20 protein-coding genes are annotated in these 17,901 nt (G+C 72.8%); 8 read left to right on the top strand and 12 right to left on the bottom strand.

Translation table 11 applies throughout. The annotated features are described in order from the left end of the window. Positions 1 to 30: 30 nt before the first annotated feature. Positions 31 to 339, top strand: coding sequence for a hypothetical protein (locus M8C13_RS07850; RefSeq protein WP_252479820.1), 309 nt, complete (start codon positions 31 to 33; stop codon positions 337 to 339). A 76-nt stretch (positions 340 to 415) separates the two neighbouring features. Here the strand turns inward: M8C13_RS07850 and M8C13_RS07845 are convergent, their stop codons facing one another. Both M8C13_RS07845 and M8C13_RS07840 read right to left on the bottom strand, forming a co-directional pair. Continuing rightward, positions 416 to 805, bottom strand: coding sequence for a lipocalin-like domain-containing protein (locus tag M8C13_RS07845; protein WP_252479819.1), 390 nt, complete (start codon positions 803 to 805; stop codon positions 416 to 418). A 326-nt stretch (positions 806 to 1,131) separates the two neighbouring features. Beyond that, positions 1,132 to 1,500 (bottom strand): helix-turn-helix transcriptional regulator, encoded by a 369-nt coding sequence (locus M8C13_RS07840; RefSeq protein WP_252479818.1) that lies wholly within the window; start codon positions 1,498 to 1,500, stop codon positions 1,132 to 1,134. 273 nt (positions 1,501 to 1,773) lie between these two features. Here M8C13_RS07840 and M8C13_RS07835 point away from each other — a divergent pair, with 273 nt between their 5' ends. Then, complete coding sequence (locus tag M8C13_RS07835; RefSeq protein ID WP_252479817.1) at positions 1,774 to 3,003, top strand: sodium:proton exchanger; 1,230 nt, start codon at positions 1,774 to 1,776, stop codon at positions 3,001 to 3,003. Between the two features lie 58 nt (positions 3,004 to 3,061). Further along, on the top strand, positions 3,062 to 3,586 hold the full coding sequence (locus M8C13_RS07830) for an RICIN domain-containing protein (protein ID WP_252479816.1): 525 nt from the start codon (positions 3,062 to 3,064) through the stop codon (positions 3,584 to 3,586). On the opposite strand, the gene M8C13_RS07825 is transcribed toward M8C13_RS07830, so the two are convergent. Continuing rightward, positions 3,568 to 4,383, bottom strand: coding sequence for an AfsR/SARP family transcriptional regulator (locus M8C13_RS07825; RefSeq protein WP_252479815.1), 816 nt, complete (start codon positions 4,381 to 4,383; stop codon positions 3,568 to 3,570). The two genes, M8C13_RS07830 and M8C13_RS07825, sit on opposite strands and share 19 nt — an antisense overlap. A 120-nt stretch (positions 4,384 to 4,503) precedes the next feature. Here M8C13_RS07825 and M8C13_RS07820 point away from each other — a divergent pair, with 120 nt between their 5' ends. Then, entirely contained in the window at positions 4,504 to 4,962 is a 459-nt protein-coding gene (locus tag M8C13_RS07820) for a DUF309 domain-containing protein (RefSeq protein ID WP_252479814.1), read from the top strand. A gap of 169 nt (positions 4,963 to 5,131) precedes the next feature. Here M8C13_RS07820 and M8C13_RS07815 read toward each other — a convergent pair whose 3' ends face one another. The 5 genes from M8C13_RS07815 to M8C13_RS07790 form a co-directional block, all read right to left on the bottom strand. Beyond that, positions 5,132 to 5,761, bottom strand: a complete 630-nt coding sequence (locus tag M8C13_RS07815) for a DUF2625 family protein (protein ID WP_252479813.1) — start codon at positions 5,759 to 5,761, stop codon at positions 5,132 to 5,134. Between the two features lie 5 nt (positions 5,762 to 5,766). Next, a complete protein-coding gene (locus M8C13_RS07810; protein WP_252479812.1) occupies positions 5,767 to 7,008 on the bottom strand; it encodes a hypothetical protein in 1,242 nt (413 codons plus the stop codon). Next, on the bottom strand, positions 6,983 to 7,324 hold the full coding sequence (locus M8C13_RS07805) for a hypothetical protein (protein WP_252479811.1): 342 nt from the start codon (positions 7,322 to 7,324) through the stop codon (positions 6,983 to 6,985). Before M8C13_RS07805 ends, M8C13_RS07810 begins: the two co-directional genes overlap by 26 nt. Before the next feature lie 37 nt (positions 7,325 to 7,361). After that, a complete protein-coding gene (locus tag M8C13_RS45005) occupies positions 7,362 to 10,202 on the bottom strand; it encodes an AAA family ATPase (protein ID WP_305883928.1) in 2,841 nt (946 codons plus the stop codon). 113 nt (positions 10,203 to 10,315) lie between these two features. After that, the gene (locus tag M8C13_RS07790) at positions 10,316 to 11,053 is read right to left on the bottom strand and encodes a carbonic anhydrase family protein (protein ID WP_252479810.1); all 738 of its coding nucleotides are present in this window, start codon (positions 11,051 to 11,053) and stop codon (positions 10,316 to 10,318) included. A 253-nt stretch (positions 11,054 to 11,306) separates the two neighbouring features. Between M8C13_RS07790 and M8C13_RS07785 the strand changes: the two genes are divergently transcribed. Both M8C13_RS07785 and M8C13_RS07780 read left to right on the top strand, forming a co-directional pair. Continuing rightward, positions 11,307 to 12,161, top strand: coding sequence for a cyclopropane-fatty-acyl-phospholipid synthase family protein (locus M8C13_RS07785; RefSeq protein WP_252479809.1), 855 nt, complete (start codon positions 11,307 to 11,309; stop codon positions 12,159 to 12,161). Next, the gene (locus tag M8C13_RS07780) at positions 12,158 to 13,087 is read left to right on the top strand and encodes an OsmC family protein (RefSeq protein ID WP_252479808.1); all 930 of its coding nucleotides are present in this window, start codon (positions 12,158 to 12,160) and stop codon (positions 13,085 to 13,087) included. Before M8C13_RS07785 ends, M8C13_RS07780 begins: the two co-directional genes overlap by 4 nt. Here the strand turns inward: M8C13_RS07780 and M8C13_RS07775 are convergent. From M8C13_RS07775 to M8C13_RS07765, 3 genes are read right to left on the bottom strand one after another with little or no spacing between them, the layout of a single operon-like run. Beyond that, on the bottom strand, positions 13,081 to 14,028 hold the full coding sequence (locus M8C13_RS07775; protein ID WP_252479807.1) for a MerR family transcriptional regulator: 948 nt from the start codon (positions 14,026 to 14,028) through the stop codon (positions 13,081 to 13,083). The genes M8C13_RS07780 and M8C13_RS07775 overlap by 7 nt on opposite strands. Before the next feature lie 41 nt (positions 14,029 to 14,069). Next, positions 14,070 to 14,663, bottom strand: coding sequence for a chorismate mutase (locus M8C13_RS07770; RefSeq protein ID WP_252479806.1), 594 nt, complete (start codon positions 14,661 to 14,663; stop codon positions 14,070 to 14,072). 27 nt (positions 14,664 to 14,690) lie between these two features. Continuing rightward, positions 14,691 to 15,521, bottom strand: coding sequence for an EamA family transporter (locus M8C13_RS07765; RefSeq protein ID WP_252479805.1), 831 nt, complete (start codon positions 15,519 to 15,521; stop codon positions 14,691 to 14,693). A 52-nt stretch (positions 15,522 to 15,573) separates the two neighbouring features. On the opposite strand from M8C13_RS07765, the gene M8C13_RS07760 reads away from it, so the two are divergent. Together M8C13_RS07760 and M8C13_RS07755 are read left to right on the top strand one after the other, a co-directional pair. Further along, positions 15,574 to 16,101 carry a TetR/AcrR family transcriptional regulator gene (locus M8C13_RS07760; protein WP_252479804.1) on the top strand — a complete coding sequence of 176 codons (528 nt, stop codon included), beginning with the start codon at positions 15,574 to 15,576 and terminating at the stop codon, positions 16,099 to 16,101. 10 nt (positions 16,102 to 16,111) lie between these two features. Further along, on the top strand, positions 16,112 to 16,630 hold the full coding sequence (locus tag M8C13_RS07755; RefSeq protein ID WP_252479803.1) for an isochorismatase family protein: 519 nt from the start codon (positions 16,112 to 16,114) through the stop codon (positions 16,628 to 16,630). Here M8C13_RS07755 and M8C13_RS07750 read toward each other — a convergent pair. Further along, positions 16,596 to 17,873 carry a cytosine permease gene (locus M8C13_RS07750; protein ID WP_252479802.1) on the bottom strand — a complete coding sequence of 426 codons (1,278 nt, stop codon included), beginning with the start codon at positions 17,871 to 17,873 and terminating at the stop codon, positions 16,596 to 16,598. The genes M8C13_RS07755 and M8C13_RS07750 overlap by 35 nt on opposite strands. Positions 17,874 to 17,901 lie beyond the last annotated feature (28 nt).

Raw genomic sequence — 17,901 nt, 5'->3', positions numbered from 1 at the left:
AACAGAATGCAGCTGGTCAGGAAGATGCTCGTGAGCGCGGCAGTGGTCACCGCGGCCGTGTCGGGCACGCTCGTGCTGGACGCCACCCCCGCGCGGGCCGACGTGTGGGACTGCCACGCCAACGCCGACCAGGCCGCCAACTTCGGTGAGGGCACCTGCGACTCGGGCTTCGGCACCTACCGCGTCGTGGTCGAGTGCAACATGGCGCACTGGCCCTACACCAGGAACATCAACGGTCCCCTGGTGGAGAAGCGCGAGGGCTCCTGGGGCCCGGTCTCCCGGGTCGACGGCCAGCCCAACGGCTGCCACGTGACCAAGGCGTGGGTCGTCGCCTACTGACTCGCCGGCACAACGGCTGACCCGGCCCGCGACCACTCGGTCGCGGGCCGGTTCCCGTTCGAACGCCCGCCGGCCCTCAGGCGCGCACCCAGCTCAGCGCGGCCACCCGCTTGCGGCCCTCGACCTCGTACTCCGGCGTGCTCAGCGTGAGCCGGTCGCCCTCGAAGCGCACTGCCCGCCGCTGCTGCGCCCCGGTGAGGTCCGGGTGCGAGCTGATCTCCAGCTGGTGCACCACGAAGTCCCCGTCCAGCGTGTAGCTGCCGGTGTAGCCGAAGTAGTAGTCCACGCCGTGGGTCTGGCCGTCGGTGCGAGCCAGGTGCACCGACATGTGGCCGCGGGCGGTGTAGAGCAGGCGGCCGTTGGGGCTGGCGCCGAACGGGTCGCTGATCTTCTCGCCGGTGGCCGCGTCCAGCTCGCGGTACCAGTCCAGCCGCCACCGCCCCACCAGGGACGCCTCGGTAGTCATGGGCGCGAATCTATCCCGACGGCGGTGGCTCGCTCCGGTCCAGGGTCTGCGCCTGCTCCTCCTCGGCCGGCTGCGCCCGTTCGGCCGACCGGTCCGGGGACGGCGGCAGGCGCGAGCACACGATCGGCCAGTGCGGGCTCATGTTCGGCACGGGTCACCCCCAACGACGTTGCGGCGGGGTGACCGGCCTGGCCGCGACGCCGACCGGCCACCCCCGCGGTTTCCGGGAACCGCGGTAACCGGTCTACGCCAGTGGGGTTGTGCGCTGCCGGGCCGGAAATGCCTGACAACAAACTCTGAACAACCCCTGAACAACCACGGCGGGCTCAGGTCATCGGCGGGTCGGGAGCCAGGGTGCCGTCGGGGGCGATGTGGTCGAAGATCTGCTGGATCAGCGTGATCACGTGCGGGTCGTCCACGGTGTAGAGCTGGCGGCGGCCGTCCCGGTGCCCGGAGATCACCCCGGCCAGCCGCAGCTTGCTCAGGTGCTGGGAGGCGGTGGCGATGCCGATGCCGACCCTGGCGGCCAGGGTGCCCACGTCGTAGGAGCCGTGGGTGATCAGCCAGACCAGGTGCAGGCGGACCGGGCTGGCCAACAGGGCGAAGGTCTCCGCCCCCGAGCGCAGCTGGGCGGGGGTCGGTTCGGTGGCCGCTCCGGTGGTCGGCGGCTCCGCGGGTGCTGGCGATGTCGGCATGTCCCGGCCATTGTTCCGCTACCGCGTGCGCACCGGCCAGCTCGCCGCCTCGTTTCGATAGTTGCGCAGGTGACGAAATGATGTGACACTGGGGGCACTCCGAAGGGGAGTAGCCCGCAACACCGCACGTCGACATGCTGAGGACCCCGTGTCCTCCGGCGACGGGACCGGCTCCGGCCGGTGGGCGAGACCTTCGGCCAAGCAGTCATGCCTGGCCGAGCCTCCCTGGAGACCCGGTCTGGCCGTCCGCCGCCCGGGAAGGAACCCCGCACCGTGCCCAGCAAGCTGGTCCGGCCACTCGCCCTCTGCGTCTCGCTCACGCTGCCCGCGCTGATCACCCGCGTGGCCGGGGCGCACCTGCCGCCGCCCGCCGCGCTGCTGCTCTTCGGCGCGGCCGTGGTGGCCGCCTCCTTCCTGCTGGCCTGGGCCGCCGAGGCCGCGCAGGCCGACATCTCCGGCGGGCTGGCCATCGCGATCCTGGCGGTGATCGCGGTGCTGCCGGAGTACGTGGTGGACCTCTACTTCGCCTACACCGCCGGATCCGACCCGACCTATGTCGCCTACGCCGCGGCCAACATGACCGGCTCCAACCGGCTGCTGCTGGGCCTGGGCTGGTCGGTGGTGGTGCTGATCGCGCTGGTGGTGGCCAAGCGCCGCAGCGGGCGCAGCGTGCGGGAGCTGGTGCTGGAGTCCGGTTACCGGGTCGAGCTGGGCTTCCTGGCCATCGCCTCGGTGGTGGCCTTCCTGATCCCGGTCAGCGGCCAGATCCCGCTGCTGCTCGGCTTCGCCCTGCTCGGCTTCTTCGGCTTCTACCTGTGGAAGGTCTCCCGGTCCGAGGCGCAGGAGCCGCACCTGGTCGGCCCGGCCGCGGTGATCGGCGCGCTGCCCCGCCGCGGCCGCCGGACGCTGGTGATCGGCCTGTTCGCCTTCGCCGCGGTGGTCATCCTGGCCAGCGCGGAACCCTTCGCGCACGGCCTGATCGCCACCGGCAGGCAGTTGGGCGTGGACGAGTTCCTGCTGGTGCAGTGGCTGGCACCGCTGGCCTCGGAGTCACCGGAGTTCATCGTGGCCATCCTGTTCGCGGTGCGCGGGCAGGGCTCGGCCGCGATCGGCACCCTGATCTCCAGCAAGGTCAACCAGTGGACGCTGCTGGTGGGCAGCCTGCCGGTGGCCTACCTGCTCGGCGGTGGCGGCGCGGGCGGTTTGCAGCTGGACGCCCGGCAGATCGAGGAGTTCCTGCTCACCGCCACCCAGACCGTGCTGGGCGTGGCCGCGCTGCTGGCACTGCGCTTCCCGCGCTGGGCCGCCTGGACCCTGCTCGGGCTGTTCGCGGTGCAGTTCGCGCTGCCCGGCCAGGCCGCCAGGTACGTGCTGTGCGTGATCTACCTGGTGCTCGCCATCGGCGCGCTGATCCGCAACCGGGCGCACATCCTGCCCACGCTGGCCGCGCCGTTCCGGCGGCAGCAGGCCGAGGTGGCCGAAGCGGAGCTGGCCCGGCGGTGAGCTGACGGTTCCCAGTTCCCTCAAGAACCGCTCATGATGGGGGCGGCACGGTGCTGGCATGCGTGTAACCAGCAGGATCGCCTGCTCCATCGCCGCGGTTGTCACCGTTTTCCTCGCGGTCGCGTTGCCCGCCAGCGCGGCCGCGCCCATCACTACCCACCTGAAGTTCCTGCACAGCCAGAAGTGCCTGGAGACCGCCAACAACACCGGGCACAACGGGGCCAGGGTCCAGCAGTGGAACTGCGCCGCCCAGCCCGCCGCGTACTGGATCTTCAACCTGCACCACCACAACGGAACGGTCCCGGTCTACTGGATCCAGCACAAGGAACACCCCGCGCAGTGCCTCAAGATCGCCGGGCCGAGCTCGGCGAACGGGGCGCGGGCCGAGCTCTACACCTGCGCGGGTCAGCGTGAGGCCTACTGGGAGCTGCGCCTGAAGGAGGACGACCCCCGCTACGCCTACCTGCGCAACGAGCTGACCGGGAAGTGCCTGCAGATCGCCGGGGCCAGCCAGGCCAACGGTGCGGTGGCCGAGCAGTGGGACTGCCAGGGCCAGCAGAACGCCTACTGGAACCGCGACTGAACACCGGCTGACCGGCCTGGACTGGCGTGGGCCGTGTGCCCGCGCCAGCCCCAGGCGGTCGGCCGGGGAGTGAGGCCGCACAGGATTCGCCGGTGCAGTTGCCGCAGCGGCGCACCGGGTTCCACGCCCAGCTCCTCGACCAGCCGGGTCCGCAGCGCGGCGAAGCAGCGCAGCGCCTCGGCCTGTCTGCCGGACTGGCACAGGGCGATCATCAGCTGCTCGGCGGCGCGTTCGTCGAAGGGGTGGCTCGCGGCCCGGCCGGCCAGCGCGGGCAGCAGTTCGCCGTGGCGGCCCTGGCGCAGGGCGAGGTCCGCGTGGTCCAGCTGGGCGAGCAACCGTTGCGCGTGCAGGACCTCGCGCCGGGCGTTGAACCAGGGCAGGTCGATCCCGGCGCAGAAGTCGTCCCGCCACAGGGAAAGAGCCTGCTCGAACAGGGTGACCGCGCGGTGTTCGTCCCGCTCGGCGCGGGCACGGGGGAGCAGGTCCTGGAAGCGGTGCAGGTCGATCGCGTGTTCGGGGACGCGGAGCCGGTAGCCGCCCGCGTCGCGTTCGATCGACGCGCCGCCCGCCCTGGCCAGGATCGCGCGCAGCCGGGAGAGGTAGGAGTACAGGGCGCCGGGACCGCCGGGCGGCGGTCGCCGGCCCCAGAGCCGGTCCGCCAGCTCGGACCGGGTGACCGCGCGGTTGGCCTCGATGAGCAGGGCCGCGAGCACGACGCGCTGCTTGGCGTGGCCCAGGCCCACCCGGTGACCGCCCGAGCACATCTCGACCGCGCCCAGCACTGCGAAGGTCGCCATGTTCGCCAGACTGACCTCTCCAACACTGCCGGATAAGCGTCCTGGCGGTCAGCTCCCGGCACATTCGCGCCACGCCGGTGGGATGATGGGCCGGTGAGCTCGGATGGCAGTGCACCCCGGTTGGACCGCGATCGCGACGAGGAGGGCCGCGCCCGCAACGCCCGGCCCAGGGACGGGCTGGGCAGGCCGCTGCCGCACGGCGCGCCCGGGATCGAGCGCCTGCCCGAAGGGGTTGTGCGATCACCGGAGGAGACGCTGACCGAGGCGCAGCGGCTGCTCGACGCGGGCATGCCCTTCCACGCGCACGAGATCCTGGAGGACGCCTGGAAGTCCGCCGCGGAGGCGCACCGCCTGCTGTGGAAGGGCCTGGCCCAGCTGGCGGTGGGCGCCACCCACGCCGCGCGCGGCAACCACACCGGCGCGGTCACCCTGCTGCGCCGCGGCGCCGGGAACATCGAGGCGTACCAGGAGGATCCGCCGCACGGCATCGACGTGGCCGGACTGCTGTGGTGGGCGCACACGCACGCCGAGGAGCTGGCGGCGGGCACCGGGGACCTGCCAACGCCCCGGCTCCGTTAGGGCGTGTCCTCACAGTCCCGCCCGCGATAGCCGCGCCGGTTCGGCCGCTGGCGGCGCGGCCGGAACGCCCGAATACGTCCGGTATGAGGCCGTCCCGGCCGCACCGCCAGCGACCGAACCGATCACGACTCTCGCAGACGGGACTGTGAGGACACGCCCTAGGCGCGGGTCAGTCGGTGTGCAGGCGGACCTCGGCGCCGTCGGGCAGGCCGTGCACCTTCTGCGCGATCGGCCCGCGCACCCGCATGCAGTACACCGCGTCCCTGGCCACCAGGTTGGCCTCGTCGAACTTCCCGCCGAGCACGAACGGGCGCACCGGCAGCAGCCGCTCGCGGTAGCCGAGCGGGCCGTGCCGGTCCTGCCAGTCGGTGGCGAAACCCTTGGCGGCGTTGAGCTCCAGGTCGGCGGCCAGCCAGCTCATCCAGTCGGCCAGTGAGCCGCCGAGGTTGGTGCGCTCGGCGGTCTCCGGGTCGAAGCTGACCACCCGGTCGCCGGAGACGGCGAACTGCACGCCGAAGAGGTCCTGGCCGAAGCAGAACAGGTCGGCCGCCAGCTCGCCGTAGGTGTCCTTCCAGAGGCTGGGCTCATTCCACTCGGCCAGCTCCGGCCCGAGTCCCTCGGTCCCGGCGCGGAAGACCTGCACACCGCCGTTGGCGATGGTGAAACCGTTGGTGTGGCTGAGCAGCTCGGCCAGTTCGGCGAACGGGCCGGAGTCGGCGCCCAGGTGCAGTTCCACCGGCGCGCCCAGCGGGTGGCGGCCGCGGGCGAGCAGGTCGGCGAAGTCGGCTGGAATGTCCACTGTGGTCAGTCCGTTTCCCTGATGACGACCGGGCTCCGGTCGTCGAGCCCCTGCACCTGGTAGCCGAGGGTAACCCCGGCGCTGCGGTTGTCGCTGTAGTCGATGTGCTTCACGCTGGGCACCCAGGGGTGCTGCCTGCCACCTTCGTAGGTCATCGCGGGCGGGTACTCGTCCTTGTCCTTGCGCCGTTCGCCTTCCTCGGGCACGTACGGGGGGATCGGGTTGGTGGACTGCCTGCGCCGGGCACGGGCGATCCGTTCGCGCTCGGAGCGGGGTTCGGTCCGATCCACGTGCAGCACGTCCGGCAGCGGCGTGCCCGGCTTCGACGTGCTGCCCTCCCAGATGGTGCCGCTGCGGGCCTCGTTGATGTGCTGCAGGGCCTCGGGGTGCCGGTCCCTGGACAGGTAGATCTCGAGGGGCGTCTCCTTGCCGTCCTGCGACTCCGCCAGCTCGTGCAGCCCGTTACGGGCGATCGAGCCGGCTTCGAGCACCGCGTCGCCCACGGCCTCACCGACGACGTCGGCCAGGCCGGTGACGGTCTCGCCCGCCGACTGCAGCTGGTCGCTCCCGGTCAGCTCGCCCAGGCTGCTCAGCCCGGTGCCGAGCAGCTCGGTCGCGCTCTTGGTGATGTCGTCGGCCGGGTTGTCCAGCTGTCTGCTCAGCCAGGACAGCCCGTCGCCGATCATGCGCTGGTTGTCCGGTTCGAGCAGGAACTCGATGATCTCCTTGATCCCCTTGCCCTTGCCCCCGGACGGGTCCGGCATTGGTGGTGGCTTGCCCTGTGCGGTGCGGGCCGCGGCGGCGTTGATCAGCGTGCGGGCCTGGCCGCCGAGGACCGAGGCGTAGAACTCCTCGAACAGGCCCCGAACCGGTTGTGGCAGCGTCTGCACCAGCGCGTACCGGCCCAGGTTGGTCTCGATCAGGTCGGTGATGCCGGTCTTCACGCCGGTCACCTCGGTGGCGAAGTTGTTCGCCCGCACGACAAGTTCGCCCATCCGCCCGCCGGCTTCGGTGGCGCTGGTGAGCGTCTTGCCGGCCCTGGTGTCGAAGGCGGTGCCCGCCGAATCGGGCCAGTCGGCCCGGACCGGGGCCAGGTCGTGCCCGCCTGCCTGGGTGAACCGGGTCTGGCCGCCGCGCCAGCCGGTGGCCAGCTGCTTGACCCGTTCCTCATCGGGTTCCGGCCAGCCGCTGATCGCCTTGACCTTGGGCCACAGGCCCAGCTCAGAGGTGGGCTCCGGGATCGGCACCTGCGCCACCTCCCGTCGGCATGGCCGCCGCGGACGCGCTGTCCGCGTTGAGGTAGTCCTCGGCGCAGTGCGTGCCGACCTTGGCGTCCTCGGCCATCGCCGGGCCGATCCGGTCCGCGGCGGTGCGGGCGGCCTGGCCGGGCGCGGTGTAGACCGAGCGGAACGCCTGGCCCAGGACGTCGCCGCCGATACCGGACTCGGCGCCCGCGATGGCCGACTTGTCCTGCTGCCAGCCCTGCTCGAGCTCGGCGGCCCGCTGGGACAGCGCCTGCATCGCGGTGCGCACCCCGGCCGGGCGCATGTGCGCGAAACTCATGCCGACAGGGTGGATGCGCGCGCTCAGCCGTGGGCGGTCATGGCCGGTTGCTGTCGTCGGCGCGGGCCAGCAGCGCGGTCAGCGCGGTGCGGGAGGAGACGCCGAGCTTCTGGAAGGCCCGGCTCAGGTGGGTCTCCACGGTCCGCTCGCTGACCACCAGCAGCGCGGCCACCGCGCGGTTGCTGTGCCCCTTGGCCACCAGCCCGGCGATCTCCGCCTCGCGCGGGGTCAGGCCCAGCGGGTTCGAGCCCGCGGTCCTGGGCACCCGGCGGCCCAGCCGGCGCTGGTAGCGGAGCACGATCTCGGTGTGCGTGCCGGCCCCGCAACCGGCGAACACCGCGGCCGCTTTGTCCATTGTGGACAGTGCGCGGTCCCGGTCGCCCAGGGTGGCGTGCAGCTGGCCGGCGAGCAGGGTGGCGCGGGCGGACTGGACCGGGAACCCGGCCGCGGTGAAGGCGGTGGCGGCGGACTCGGCCAGGGCCAGCGCGGACTTGGTGTGCTCGGCGGACTTGCCGCAGGCCCGCGCGTAGGCCTTGGCCAGAGTGGCCGCCGCGCCGCTGTAGGGCAGCAGGTCCTCGGTCAGCGCGGCCGCCCGCTCCGCCCAGTCCGCGGCCTCGGCCGGGCGACCCCGCCGGGCCGCGATGTGCGCCAGCTCCAGGTAGGTCAGCACCCTGGCCCGGTGCAGGGTGCCCGGCAGCTCGGGGCCGCCGAGGCCTTCGATGGTCTCGGCCAGCGGGACCTGGTGGCCGAGGCGGGCCCGGACCAGGTCCCGGATCAGCGTCAGGTGCGGGGCCAGCGGGTGCCAGCTCGCGCAGGACAGCGTGGCCACCTCGCGGCAGGCCCGTTCGGCCGCGGGCAGGTCCAGGCAGTACAGGGCCACCGCCGCGCGGGCGCAGAGCACGTTGACCAGCAGCGGTTCGATGCCGGAGAGGCGAGCCGCGTCCAGGGCCTCCTCGGCCAGGGCGATCGCCTCGGGCACCCGCCCGGCATGGGCCAGCACGGCCGCGGTGGTGCCCAGCACCTCGCCGCCGAAGGTGAGGTGGCCCAGCCGCTGGGACTGCCGCCGCACCCGGTCCAGCCTGCGCAGCGTGTCGCCGAGGCGCAGGTGGCAGATCGCCTCCACCAGCGGCACCAGGTGCGAGATGCCCAGGTGCGCCAGGTGGTCCGCCTCGTCCACGCGGTCGTAGATCTCGGCCGCCTCGTCCAGCGCGCGCACCGCCTCGGGCACCCGCCCCAGCTCGGGGTAGCACCAGGCCAGCATGGCCAAAGCGGTGCAGCGCAACGCATCCGGCAGCTGGAGCCGGAGCGCCTCGCCCGCTGCCTCGGCGGCCTCGGTGAAGCGGCCGTCCAGCACCAGGGACAGCGCCAGGTTCAGCCACAGCGCGGCGGTGGCGGCGTCCGGGCGGCCGTACTGCCTGGCCAGCTCGTCGCGCACCAGCCGCCTGCCCTCCTCCGGCTGCCAGAGCAGGCGGCTGGTGGTCGCGCACAGCACCACCGCCTGGTGCCGCAGCGCGGGCGCCCCGGCGGGCGTGGCGTCCAGGTGCATCCGCAGCAGGTCCCAGCATTCCAGGTAGTGCCCGCACATCATCAGCGCGTGCGCCAGGTCCAGCCGTAACCGGCGGCCCAGCTCGTCGCCGGGGTCGGGGTGCCCACGCAGCGCGACCCGCAGCCAGCTCACCGCGGTGGCCGGGGCCTGGGCCAGCGCCAGCCCGGCCGCCTCGCGCAGCAGCCGCACCGCCTCCGCGTCGCCCACCGCAGCGGAGCGGGCGATGTGCGGGGCGATGGTGGTCAGCGCGGCCCCGCGCTCGGTGAGCAGCCGGGCCGCCCTGCCGTGCGCGGCGGCCCGCCACAGCGGGGTGGCCGAGTGGTAGACGGCGTTGCGCAGCAGCGGGTGCCGGAAGGTCACCCGCTGCCCGGCGCCGGTGCCGCGCAACAGGTCCGCCTCGAACAGCTCCTCGGCCGCGGCGTGCGTGTCCGCCAGGTTCAGGCCGGCGGCCGCGGCCACCAGCTCGGGGTCGACCTGGTCGCCGATCACCGCGGCCGCCCGCGCCACCAGCCGGGCGGCCGGGGAGAGCCGGGCGAACTCCGTGCGCAGCACCGCCGCGATGCCCGGCGGCACCTCCGCGCCCTCTTCGGCGGGGACGGCCAGCTCGCCGCCGTGCGCGAGCACCTGGAGGTAGAGCGGGTTGCCGCCGGAGAGCTCGTAGAGCCGCCTGCGCCTGCGGTCCGTGGGCAGCAGCTGGCAGGCGGCCTCGAAGTCCAGTGGGGCCAGCTCGATCCGGTGCCGGGTGTCGTCGTGGGCGGGGCCGGTGAGCGCCGCGGCCAGCTTGTCCGGCAGCTGCCGCGGCCGGTGCGCGAGCAGGAGCAGCAGGGGAGTCGCCGGTGGGCGGCGCAGCAGGTGGGTGAGCAGTTCGGCGGTGGACTCATCCGCCCAGTGCAGGTCGTCCAGGGCCAGCACCAGCCCGGCCGGACCGGCCAGCGCGTCCAGCGCGGCGGCCACCGCGCGGTGCAGCAGGTACCGCTCGGCGGCCTGCGGCGGCGGGGCCGGCGGCACCCGCTCGGCCAGGCCGGGGAAGGCGGTGGCCAGCCAGCGCAGGTGACCGGGGCCCAGGGCGGCGGCTTGCTCCTCGGTCAGCGCGGCCAGGTGGTGGTCGAGGGCGTCCAGGAACACCCCGAACGGCAGGTCCCGCTCGAACTCGCCGGCCCGCCCGGCCAGCACGGTCAGGCCACGGGCGCTGGCCCGGAGACCGGTCTCGTGCAGCAGCCGGGACTTGCCGATGCCGGGCTCGCCGACGACCTCCACCGGGGTCAGACCACCGGGCAGCGCGTCCAGCAGTAGATCGAGCTGGGCCAGTTCACGCTGACGGCCGACAAACATCCGGTCAGTGCAGCACAGAGTGAGCCGTCGCGGGGTCGATCCCGCCTGCCTCACCTGGTTGATGGAACGCGCGGGCCGGACCGACCGGTCTGACCCGCGCTGTTCCAGTCGGCTCAGATCAGGCCGACCTCGGTGAACTTGCGGCCGTTGAGCGGCTGCGGCTCACGCGAGTTGCCGTGGTTGAACAGGCCCTGGAACCGGGCCAGGGTGGCGGCGCCGACGGTCTTCTCGGTGGTCAGGTACCACTGCACACCCTCGTCGAACGGGAAGGTGGTCAGCGAGCCCTCGTAACGCAGGGTGTGCCGGCTGTGCGGCAGCAGCGAGTTCAGGTCGATGCTGGGGATGCGCACCTGCTCGCCGCACTCCGGGGCCAGCTTGGCCAGCACGGTGTCCACCGCGGAGTGCCCGCCCACCCGCAGCGGCACGCCGATCACCAGCAGCTTGCCCGCGGTGCTGCGGTGCACCAGGTGCATTTCCAGCGGGTCGCGGCGGCCGTTGAACTGGTGCTCGGCCGGAGTGTGGAAATGGAGCTGGATCAGGTCAAAACGGACACCACCCGCGGTGACAAATCCGGCGCCCGGCCGGACATCCGCCTGCTCGGTTTCCTCGTGGTCGCGGGTCTGACAGCCGTTGGGCTTGTCCGCGTCCTTCTGGACGTACTTCAGGACCAGTTCGGAGTGTCCGTAGGTGACATCTAACTTCGGGTGGCTTGGATCGATCTGGATAGCCCCTGGCACCACGTTGACCGGGCTCTGCGTGGCAGGCGCCTGGGACTGGGCGACCGGGCTGACCACCACGGCGGCGACGGCGACCAACGGCAGCAGGACAGAAAGGGATCGTTTCAGAGTCACTTGCAGGACCTTTCAGGAAATTGAAATCACCCAGGCGGGCAAAGCCCGCGAACCGGTTCATTCAAGACCTAAGGGCCGGGTAAGGGCATCAGTAAAAGGAATGATCTGCGTCACCACTAACGGCCTTTCGGTCTATTTTCATTTCACCCGAACGGCCTAAGGTGTCATAAAGGGCGGGAAAAGGTGACAATTCGGGCGGGGTTGACCGCCCTGAAGAGAGTCCGGTAGGCAGGGAACCTCTGGGGAGGTGTTGATGACGATCCGCGGCCACCGCGACGTCACCGCCGAGGCGGTTGGCGCGTACTACGACCAGATCACCGAGTTCATCGACGGCGATCTCGGCGGCAGTTTCCACGTCGGCTACTGGGCCGGTCTGCCCTACGGCACCCCGGTGCAGGAGGCCGCGCAGCGGATGACCGCGCTGATGATCGACAAGCTCGCGGTGCGGCCCGGCCAGCGGGTGCTCGACGTGGGCTGCGGCACCGGCCGTCCCGCGCTGGAGCTGGCCAGGTCCACCGGCGCGGAGGTGGTCGGCGTGAACGTCAGCCGCCGCCAGCTCGACCTGGCCGAGCGCAACGCCGCCGAGGCCGGGCTCACCGAGCGGGTGCGGTTCGAGTTCGCCGACGCGACCGACCTGCCGTACCCGGCGGAGTCCTTCGACGGGGTGTGGCTGTTCGAGTCGCTGTTCCACATGCCCGACCAGGCCAAGGTGCTCCGGCAGCTGGCCGAGGTGCTGCGGCCCGGCGGCCGGCTGGTGATCGCCGACCTGGTGCAGCTGGTGCCGCTGACCGAGGAGCAGAACCAGGAGCTGCGCGAGACCTGGGCGCTCAACAGCATCGCGGCCATCCACCCGCTGGTCAGCTATCCGGCGCTGCTGGCCGAGAGCGGGCTGGAGCTGGTGGAGTCGCTGGACATCACCGAGGACTCGCTGCGCGGCACCTTCCGCGGCCTGCAGGCCGAGCACGACGCCTATGTGGCCGCCAACGGGGAGCTGCCGGAGGAGGCCGACGCCGGGGTGGACAACGGCTGGGCCAAGCTCGCGGTCACCCCCGAGATCGGCTATGCCGTTGTGGTGGCAGGGAAACCGTCCCCTACTGTCGGCGGGTGACCCCGCACGCCCACGCCCTCTTCGCCCACCGTCTGCCCGCACCGGCCGCCGCCGCGATCAGCCAGGCGCTGGCCGGTGCCGGCCTCGCCACGCACCAGGTCGAGGCGGACAACACCGACAGCACCGCCGAGGAGCTGACCAGGCTCGCCGAACACTTGGACGGGCCGCTGCTGCTGCTCGGCCACGGTGTCGGCGGCACCGCCGCGCTCCAGGCCGCCGCGCGGATTCCGGCCGTCACCGCGGTGGCCACGCTGGCCGCACCCGCCCCGGCGGAGGCGGTGGCCAGGCTCGGCGCGGCGCTGCTGGTGCTGCACTCGCCGACCGACGCCACGGTGGGGATCGAGCACGCCCGGCGGATCTTCCTGGACGCCCGGCACCCCAAGTCCTTCCTCGCGCTGGACAGGGCCGACCACGACCTCGTCCGCCCGCGCGATGCCGCCTACGCGGGCGCGATGATCGCCGCCTGGGCCGCGCGGCACCTGCCCGAGCCCGCCGCCGAACCCGAGGGCCACGTGGTGGTCACCGAGAACGGCACCGGGACCTACGGCCAGACCATCACCGTGGGCAGGCACGTGATCACCGCCGACGAGCCGCGCCCGCTGGGCGAGGACAGCGGGCTCTCGCCGTACGACCTGCTGCTGGCCGGGCTGGGCGCGTGCACCTCGATGACGCTGCGGATGTACGCCGAGCGCAAGGGCTGGCCGCTGGAGCGGGTCAGCGTGGCGCTGCGGCATTCCAGGGTGCACGCCAGCGACTGCGCGGACTGCGAGACCAAGGACGGCAGGCTGGACCGGATCGAGCGGGCCATCCGGATCACCGGTCAGCTGGACGCGGAGCAGCGTCAGCGCCTGCTGGAGATCGCCGACCGCTGCCCGGTGCACCGCACGCTGCACTCGGAGATCATCATCGACACGGCGGCCTACTGAAGGTAGCCCTGCACCTCGCTGGCGGGCCGGGTGCTCGCGTCCTCGGGGTCCTGGCCGAACTCCGCCATGGTCGGCTCCTCTCCAGGACGACTAATTGCGAGCGTAGTCCGGAGCAGACCGCAGCGCCCGGATCGCCCAGTCCAGCGCGGGCGCGAGGGGTTCGGGCGCGGACCAGCCGTTGACGGTGGCCAGCAGGCGCAGGTAGCGGTCGCGGCGCGGGTCGGCGGCGGCACTGAGGCGGGCGAGCAGGTCCGGGATGTCGGAGTGCTGCGCGAGGATGGCTTCGGCCACTGGGCGGGCCGCGGGCGAGGCCGGGTCCAGGCCTTCGGCCAGTGCGGGGGAGACCCGGTCGCGGACCGTGGCGGCGAGGTCCGGCTGGGGAGTCCTGCGGCTTGCTGGTCGGCCAGGTTGCGCAGGAGCGCGCGGAAGTCCGGGTCCTGGGTCAGCGCGGCCAGCTCCAGCCAGGCCTCCAGCTGCGCCGTGGTCGGCTGCGGCGGCAGTTCCGGGGTGAGCGACTGGCTGATCCCGCCGCGCCGGGTGAACACCGCGTCCAGGAAGTCCTCGACCAGGCGCAGCCGCTCGGCCTCGGTGCTGGTGGCCAGCCGGTGCAGCAGGTCCAGCTCGGGCACCGTGGTGGCGACCCTGAGCACGGCCTGACGCAGGGTGAGCGCGCGGATCTGGGTGGCCAGGGCCTCGGCGTGCGCGGCGGCCACCTCGGGCAGGGTCAGCTCGCGGTCCAGCACCCGGCGGATCACCGGCAGCGGTAGGTCCAGGGCGCGCAGGGTGCGGATCAGGTCCAGGCGGGCCAGCGCGGCCGGGGTGAAGCGGCGGTGTCCTGCCTGGTCGCGCGCCGAGGGGACCAGGCCCTGGTCGGCGTAGAAGCGGATCGCCTTGACGGTCAGGCCGGTGCGCCCGGCCAGTTCGCCGATCGAGTAGTCCATGCCCCCACCCTCGGACCTCCCCTTGCCGGAGGCGCAAGCCCTCAGCAGATCGACTGGGTCCCGGTGTCCAGCGCGCGCCGGTGCAGCCGGTCCAGCCGGTGCTGGAGCGAGCCGGTGACCTCGGCCTCCAGCAGCAGCACCCGGCAGCGCAGGTCAGGCCGTCGAGTGTCCTTTGTGGACACCAGCTCGGCGAGCAGGCTGGTGGTCAGCTCGTCCAGGCGCTGCCGGATCACCGCGAGATCGGGACGGGTGGCAGGCGCGCGGTCCGGGTGCCGGGTCCAGAAGGCGAACAGGCCGCGCTGCACCGCCTTGTTCGCGGTGATCTGGTCCTGGAAGAAGCGGACCGTGCCCTCCGGGTCCAGGCCGAGCGGGCCCGCCTTGGCGCGCACCGCGTCGAGCACCTGCTGCTCGCGCACCGGATCGTCGATCGGCCTGCCGGTGCCGAACTTCGCGGCGGCCACCAGGTCGCCGACCAGCAGCCGCTGGATCACCAGCTCGGCCAGCGGACCGAGCCCGCGAACCTGCTGGGCCTCGACCGTCGCGGTGACCGGGGTGGCGGCCACGGCGGCCGGGCCGCCCACGGTGAGGGCGCCGAGCAGGACCGAGGCGAGCAGCGCGAGGCGACGGAGGCGCATGGCTGCACAGTAGACCGGCGGATCGCGCTAAAGCGAGACCAGCAGCACCCCGCCCGCGACCGCGACCAGACCCGCGATCCGCCACGCGGTCAGGCGTTCGCGCAGCACCAGCGCGCCGAGCAGCACGCCCAGCACCACGTTCAGGGTGCGGCCGGTGGCCACCGCGCTCACCGGTGCCAGGGACATCGCCACCAGCACCAGGCCGTAGCTGGCCGGGGCCAGCACCGCGATCGGCAGCGCGCGCCGCCAGTGCGCCAGCACCGGGCGGACCGGGCGGCGGCGCAGCCGGAGGACCGCGGACAGCAGCACCACCTGCCCGAGGTTGGCCACCGCGAGGTAGGCCAGCAGTTGGACGCCGAGCTGGTTCACCGCGTAGGCGTCCCACAGCGTGTAGGCGCAGCTGCACACCGCCACGCCCAGCCCCAGCAGCGTCCCGCGCGCCATCCCCTGCCGCTGCCACACCCGGTCCAGCGCCAGCACCCCGCCGAGCACCAGCCCGATCCCGCACCACGCCTGGAGCCGCGGCCAGCCCGTCCACGGGATGGTGGCCACGGTGACCAGCACCGGCGGCGTGCCCCGGCTGACCGGGTAGACCACGGAGAACTCGCCTGCGCGGTAAGCCTGTTGCAGCACAACGGCATAGGCGGTGTGCAGCACCATGCTGACCAGCGCGGGCCACACCGACGGCAGCACCGTCCCGTTGGTCAGCGCCCAGCCCAGCAGCCCGAGCGAGGCCGGCGCGGCGATCACCGAGTACAGCCAGACGAACTCCGGTCCCTGCTGTGGCGCGGACTTCACCAGCAGGTTCCACCCGGCGTGGCACAACGCGGCCACCGTCAACAACCCCAGAGCGATCACGTAGACAGTGTCTACCAGCTAGAGTAGACGGTGTCTACGAAAGGAGTGGCCGATGGTGGCGGACGATCTCCGGGAACAGCTGCTTGGCGCGGCCGCCGAACTGCTCGACCACAGCGGCGTGGAGGCGGTGACCATCCGGGAGACCGCCCGGCGCTGCGGCGTCTCGCACGGCGCGCCCCGCCGCCACTTCCCCTCGCGCACCAGCCTGCTCGGCCACCTGGCCATCCGCGTCGCCGGTGAGCTCGGCGCGGCGCTGGACCGCACCGGCGAGGAACCGGACCGGCTCGCCCGCGCCTACCTCGACTTCGCCGCCGCCCGCCCGCACGCCTTCGACCTGCTGCTGCGGCACGACCTGCTGGAGGCCTCCGGCGCGAACCTGCGCTCGACCACGATCCCGCTGGTCGGCCGCTGGTGCGCGGCCTGGCGGGCGGCGCACCCGACGGACACCGAGGAGGACGCGCTGGCCCGGCTGGTCGGGGTGCACGGCATCGCCTCGCTGGTCTCGCACCAGGCGCACCGGGCGATCGCCCTGGACGTGGATGCACTGCTGGCGCGGGTGTTGCGCGCGGAGACGACCTAGGCTGCGGGGCATGACGAAGATCGACCCCGCCACCACGGCCCTGGTGCTGGTGGACCTCCAGCGCCGGATCATCGCGCTGCCCACCACCCCGCACCCCGGCTCCGCGGTGCTGGCCAACGCGATCCGGCTGCGGGACGCCTTCCGCGCCGCCGGAGCGCCGATCGTGCTGGTGCAGGCCCACCGCCCGAACGTCGAGCAGCCCGAGGGCAGTGAGCTGGACCCGGCGCTGGCCCCGGCCGAGGGCGAGGAGCTGGTCACCAAGCACACCATCGGCGCCTTCTACGGCACCGGGCTGGACGCCCACCTGCGCGGTCTGGGCGTGCGCACGGTGGTCTTCGGCGGGATCGCCACCGAGATGGGGGTGGAGTCCACGCTGCGTGCCGCGGCCGACCACGGGTACGAGACGGTGGCGGCGGCGGATGCGATGACCGGTTTGTCGGCGCTCGCGCACGAGTCGGCGCTCACCGTGGTCTTCCCGCGGCTCGGCGAGGTGCTCAGCACCGAGGAGATCGTGGCGGCGCTGGGCTGAGACGGCTTCGCCGGGTTGCCCAGCCTGCCAGCACGGTGAGCGCGAAGGCGGGCAGCAGCGCGTTGAGCGCGGGCACACCCCACGGCGCGAGCAGCCCGATCGCCGCGGTGACCGCCCAGATCACCAGTGCGCTGGGCACCCAGGTCGGGGGTGGTGCCGGGAGTTCGCCGCTGGGGCGGGACTCGTCGAGGAGTGGCCGCCAGCGGCGCACCACGTAGTACTCGGCGGTGGCGATGCCCACCACCGGTGGCAGCACCCCGGCCAGCACCGCCAGCAGACTGTCCATAGTGGACAGAACGCCGGTGGCGGAGGCGATCGCGCCGAGCGCGCCCAGCAGCACGGTGAGCAGGCGCGGGCCGGGACGGCGGCCGATCAGGGTGTCCAGGGCGTTGGCCAGACTCAGGGTGCCGACGTAGAGGTTGAGGTTCTGGATGTTGGCGGTGGCGGTGATCAGCACCGCGATGCCCAGCAGGCCGGAGCCCGCGGTGACGATGGCGACCACGTCCTTGGTCTGGAAGGCCAGCGCCAGCGCGATCCCGCACAGGCCGATCAGCAACTGGCCGAGCACGGTGCCGAACACGGTCAGCCGCACCACGTCCGCGCGGTCGCGGGTGAAGCGAGTGATGTCGGGCGCCACCACGATGCCGATGATCCACACCCCGACCACCGCGGTCACCCCGGCCGGAATCGACATGCCCCCGGCCGGTTCGGCCAGTGGGCGGTCCCAGAGCTGGGTCACGGCCAGATATGCCGACAGGGCAAGGAAAGCGGGCGCGGTGACCGCGGCGGTGCGGGCCATCACGGTGAAGCCGAACATCACGATCGCGGTGATCCCGGCGCCGGCGATGAGCGCCCACACCCAGGTCGGGCCGCCGACGATGGTGTGCAGCCCTTGCGCCACAACGGTGTTGAGCACGCCGAACCAGCCGGTGACGCAGCAGGCCAGCACCAGGCCGAGGATCGCCGAACCGTAGCGGCCCAGGCCGGTCCACCGGGTGAGCACGGTGGTGGCCAGTCCCTCGCGCATACCCATGGTGCCCATGGCCAGCAGCGCCACGGTCTGGATCACCAGGCCCAGCACCAGAACCCCGGCCGCCGGCCAGAACCCCAGCGAGATGCCGAGCAGCGCGCCCAGCATCAGCAGGCCGATGTTGCCCGCCTGGCCGAAGGACTGCACCGCGACCGTCCGCCAACCGTGTCGCGCCGCGGGCGGAACCCGGCGCAGGGTGTAGTCCTCAGCCACGCGAGGGAGTATGGGGGGAGTTCACCGG

The sequence above is a fragment of the Crossiella sp. SN42 genome (genome assembly GCF_023897065.1).
GTDB lineage: Bacteria > Actinomycetota > Actinomycetes > Mycobacteriales > Pseudonocardiaceae > Crossiella.
The sequence above is the reverse complement of the archived record's forward strand: the minus strand, read 5'-3'. Positions and strand labels throughout refer to the sequence as shown.

What these genes read in the sequence shown, in the direction of transcription:
- M8C13_RS07760 (WP_252479804.1), top strand. Translation starts at nt 15,574, where the DNA reads ATGGTGGCGGACGATCTCCGGGAACAGCTGCTTGGCGCGGCCGCCGAA.
- M8C13_RS07840 (WP_252479818.1), bottom strand. Translation starts at nt 1,500, where the DNA reads ATGCCGACATCGCCAGCACCCGCGGAGCCGCCGACCACCGGAGCGGCC.
- M8C13_RS07805 (WP_252479811.1), bottom strand. Translation starts at nt 7,324, where the DNA reads ATGAGTTTCGCGCACATGCGCCCGGCCGGGGTGCGCACCGCGATGCAG.
- M8C13_RS07845 (WP_252479819.1), bottom strand. Translation starts at nt 805, where the DNA reads ATGACTACCGAGGCGTCCCTGGTGGGGCGGTGGCGGCTGGACTGGTAC.
- M8C13_RS07775 (WP_252479807.1), bottom strand. Translation starts at nt 14,028, where the DNA reads ATGGACTACTCGATCGGCGAACTGGCCGGGCGCACCGGCCTGACCGTC.
- M8C13_RS07785 (WP_252479809.1), top strand. Translation starts at nt 11,307, where the DNA reads ATGACGATCCGCGGCCACCGCGACGTCACCGCCGAGGCGGTTGGCGCG.
- M8C13_RS07770 (WP_252479806.1), bottom strand. Translation starts at nt 14,663, where the DNA reads ATGCGCCTCCGTCGCCTCGCGCTGCTCGCCTCGGTCCTGCTCGGCGCC.
- M8C13_RS07825 (WP_252479815.1), bottom strand. Translation starts at nt 4,383, where the DNA reads ATGGCGACCTTCGCAGTGCTGGGCGCGGTCGAGATGTGCTCGGGCGGT.
- M8C13_RS45005 (WP_305883928.1), bottom strand. Translation starts at nt 10,202, where the DNA reads ATGTTTGTCGGCCGTCAGCGTGAACTGGCCCAGCTCGATCTACTGCTG.
- M8C13_RS07755 (WP_252479803.1), top strand. Translation starts at nt 16,112, where the DNA reads ATGACGAAGATCGACCCCGCCACCACGGCCCTGGTGCTGGTGGACCTC.
- M8C13_RS07830 (WP_252479816.1), top strand. Translation starts at nt 3,062, where the DNA reads ATGCGTGTAACCAGCAGGATCGCCTGCTCCATCGCCGCGGTTGTCACC.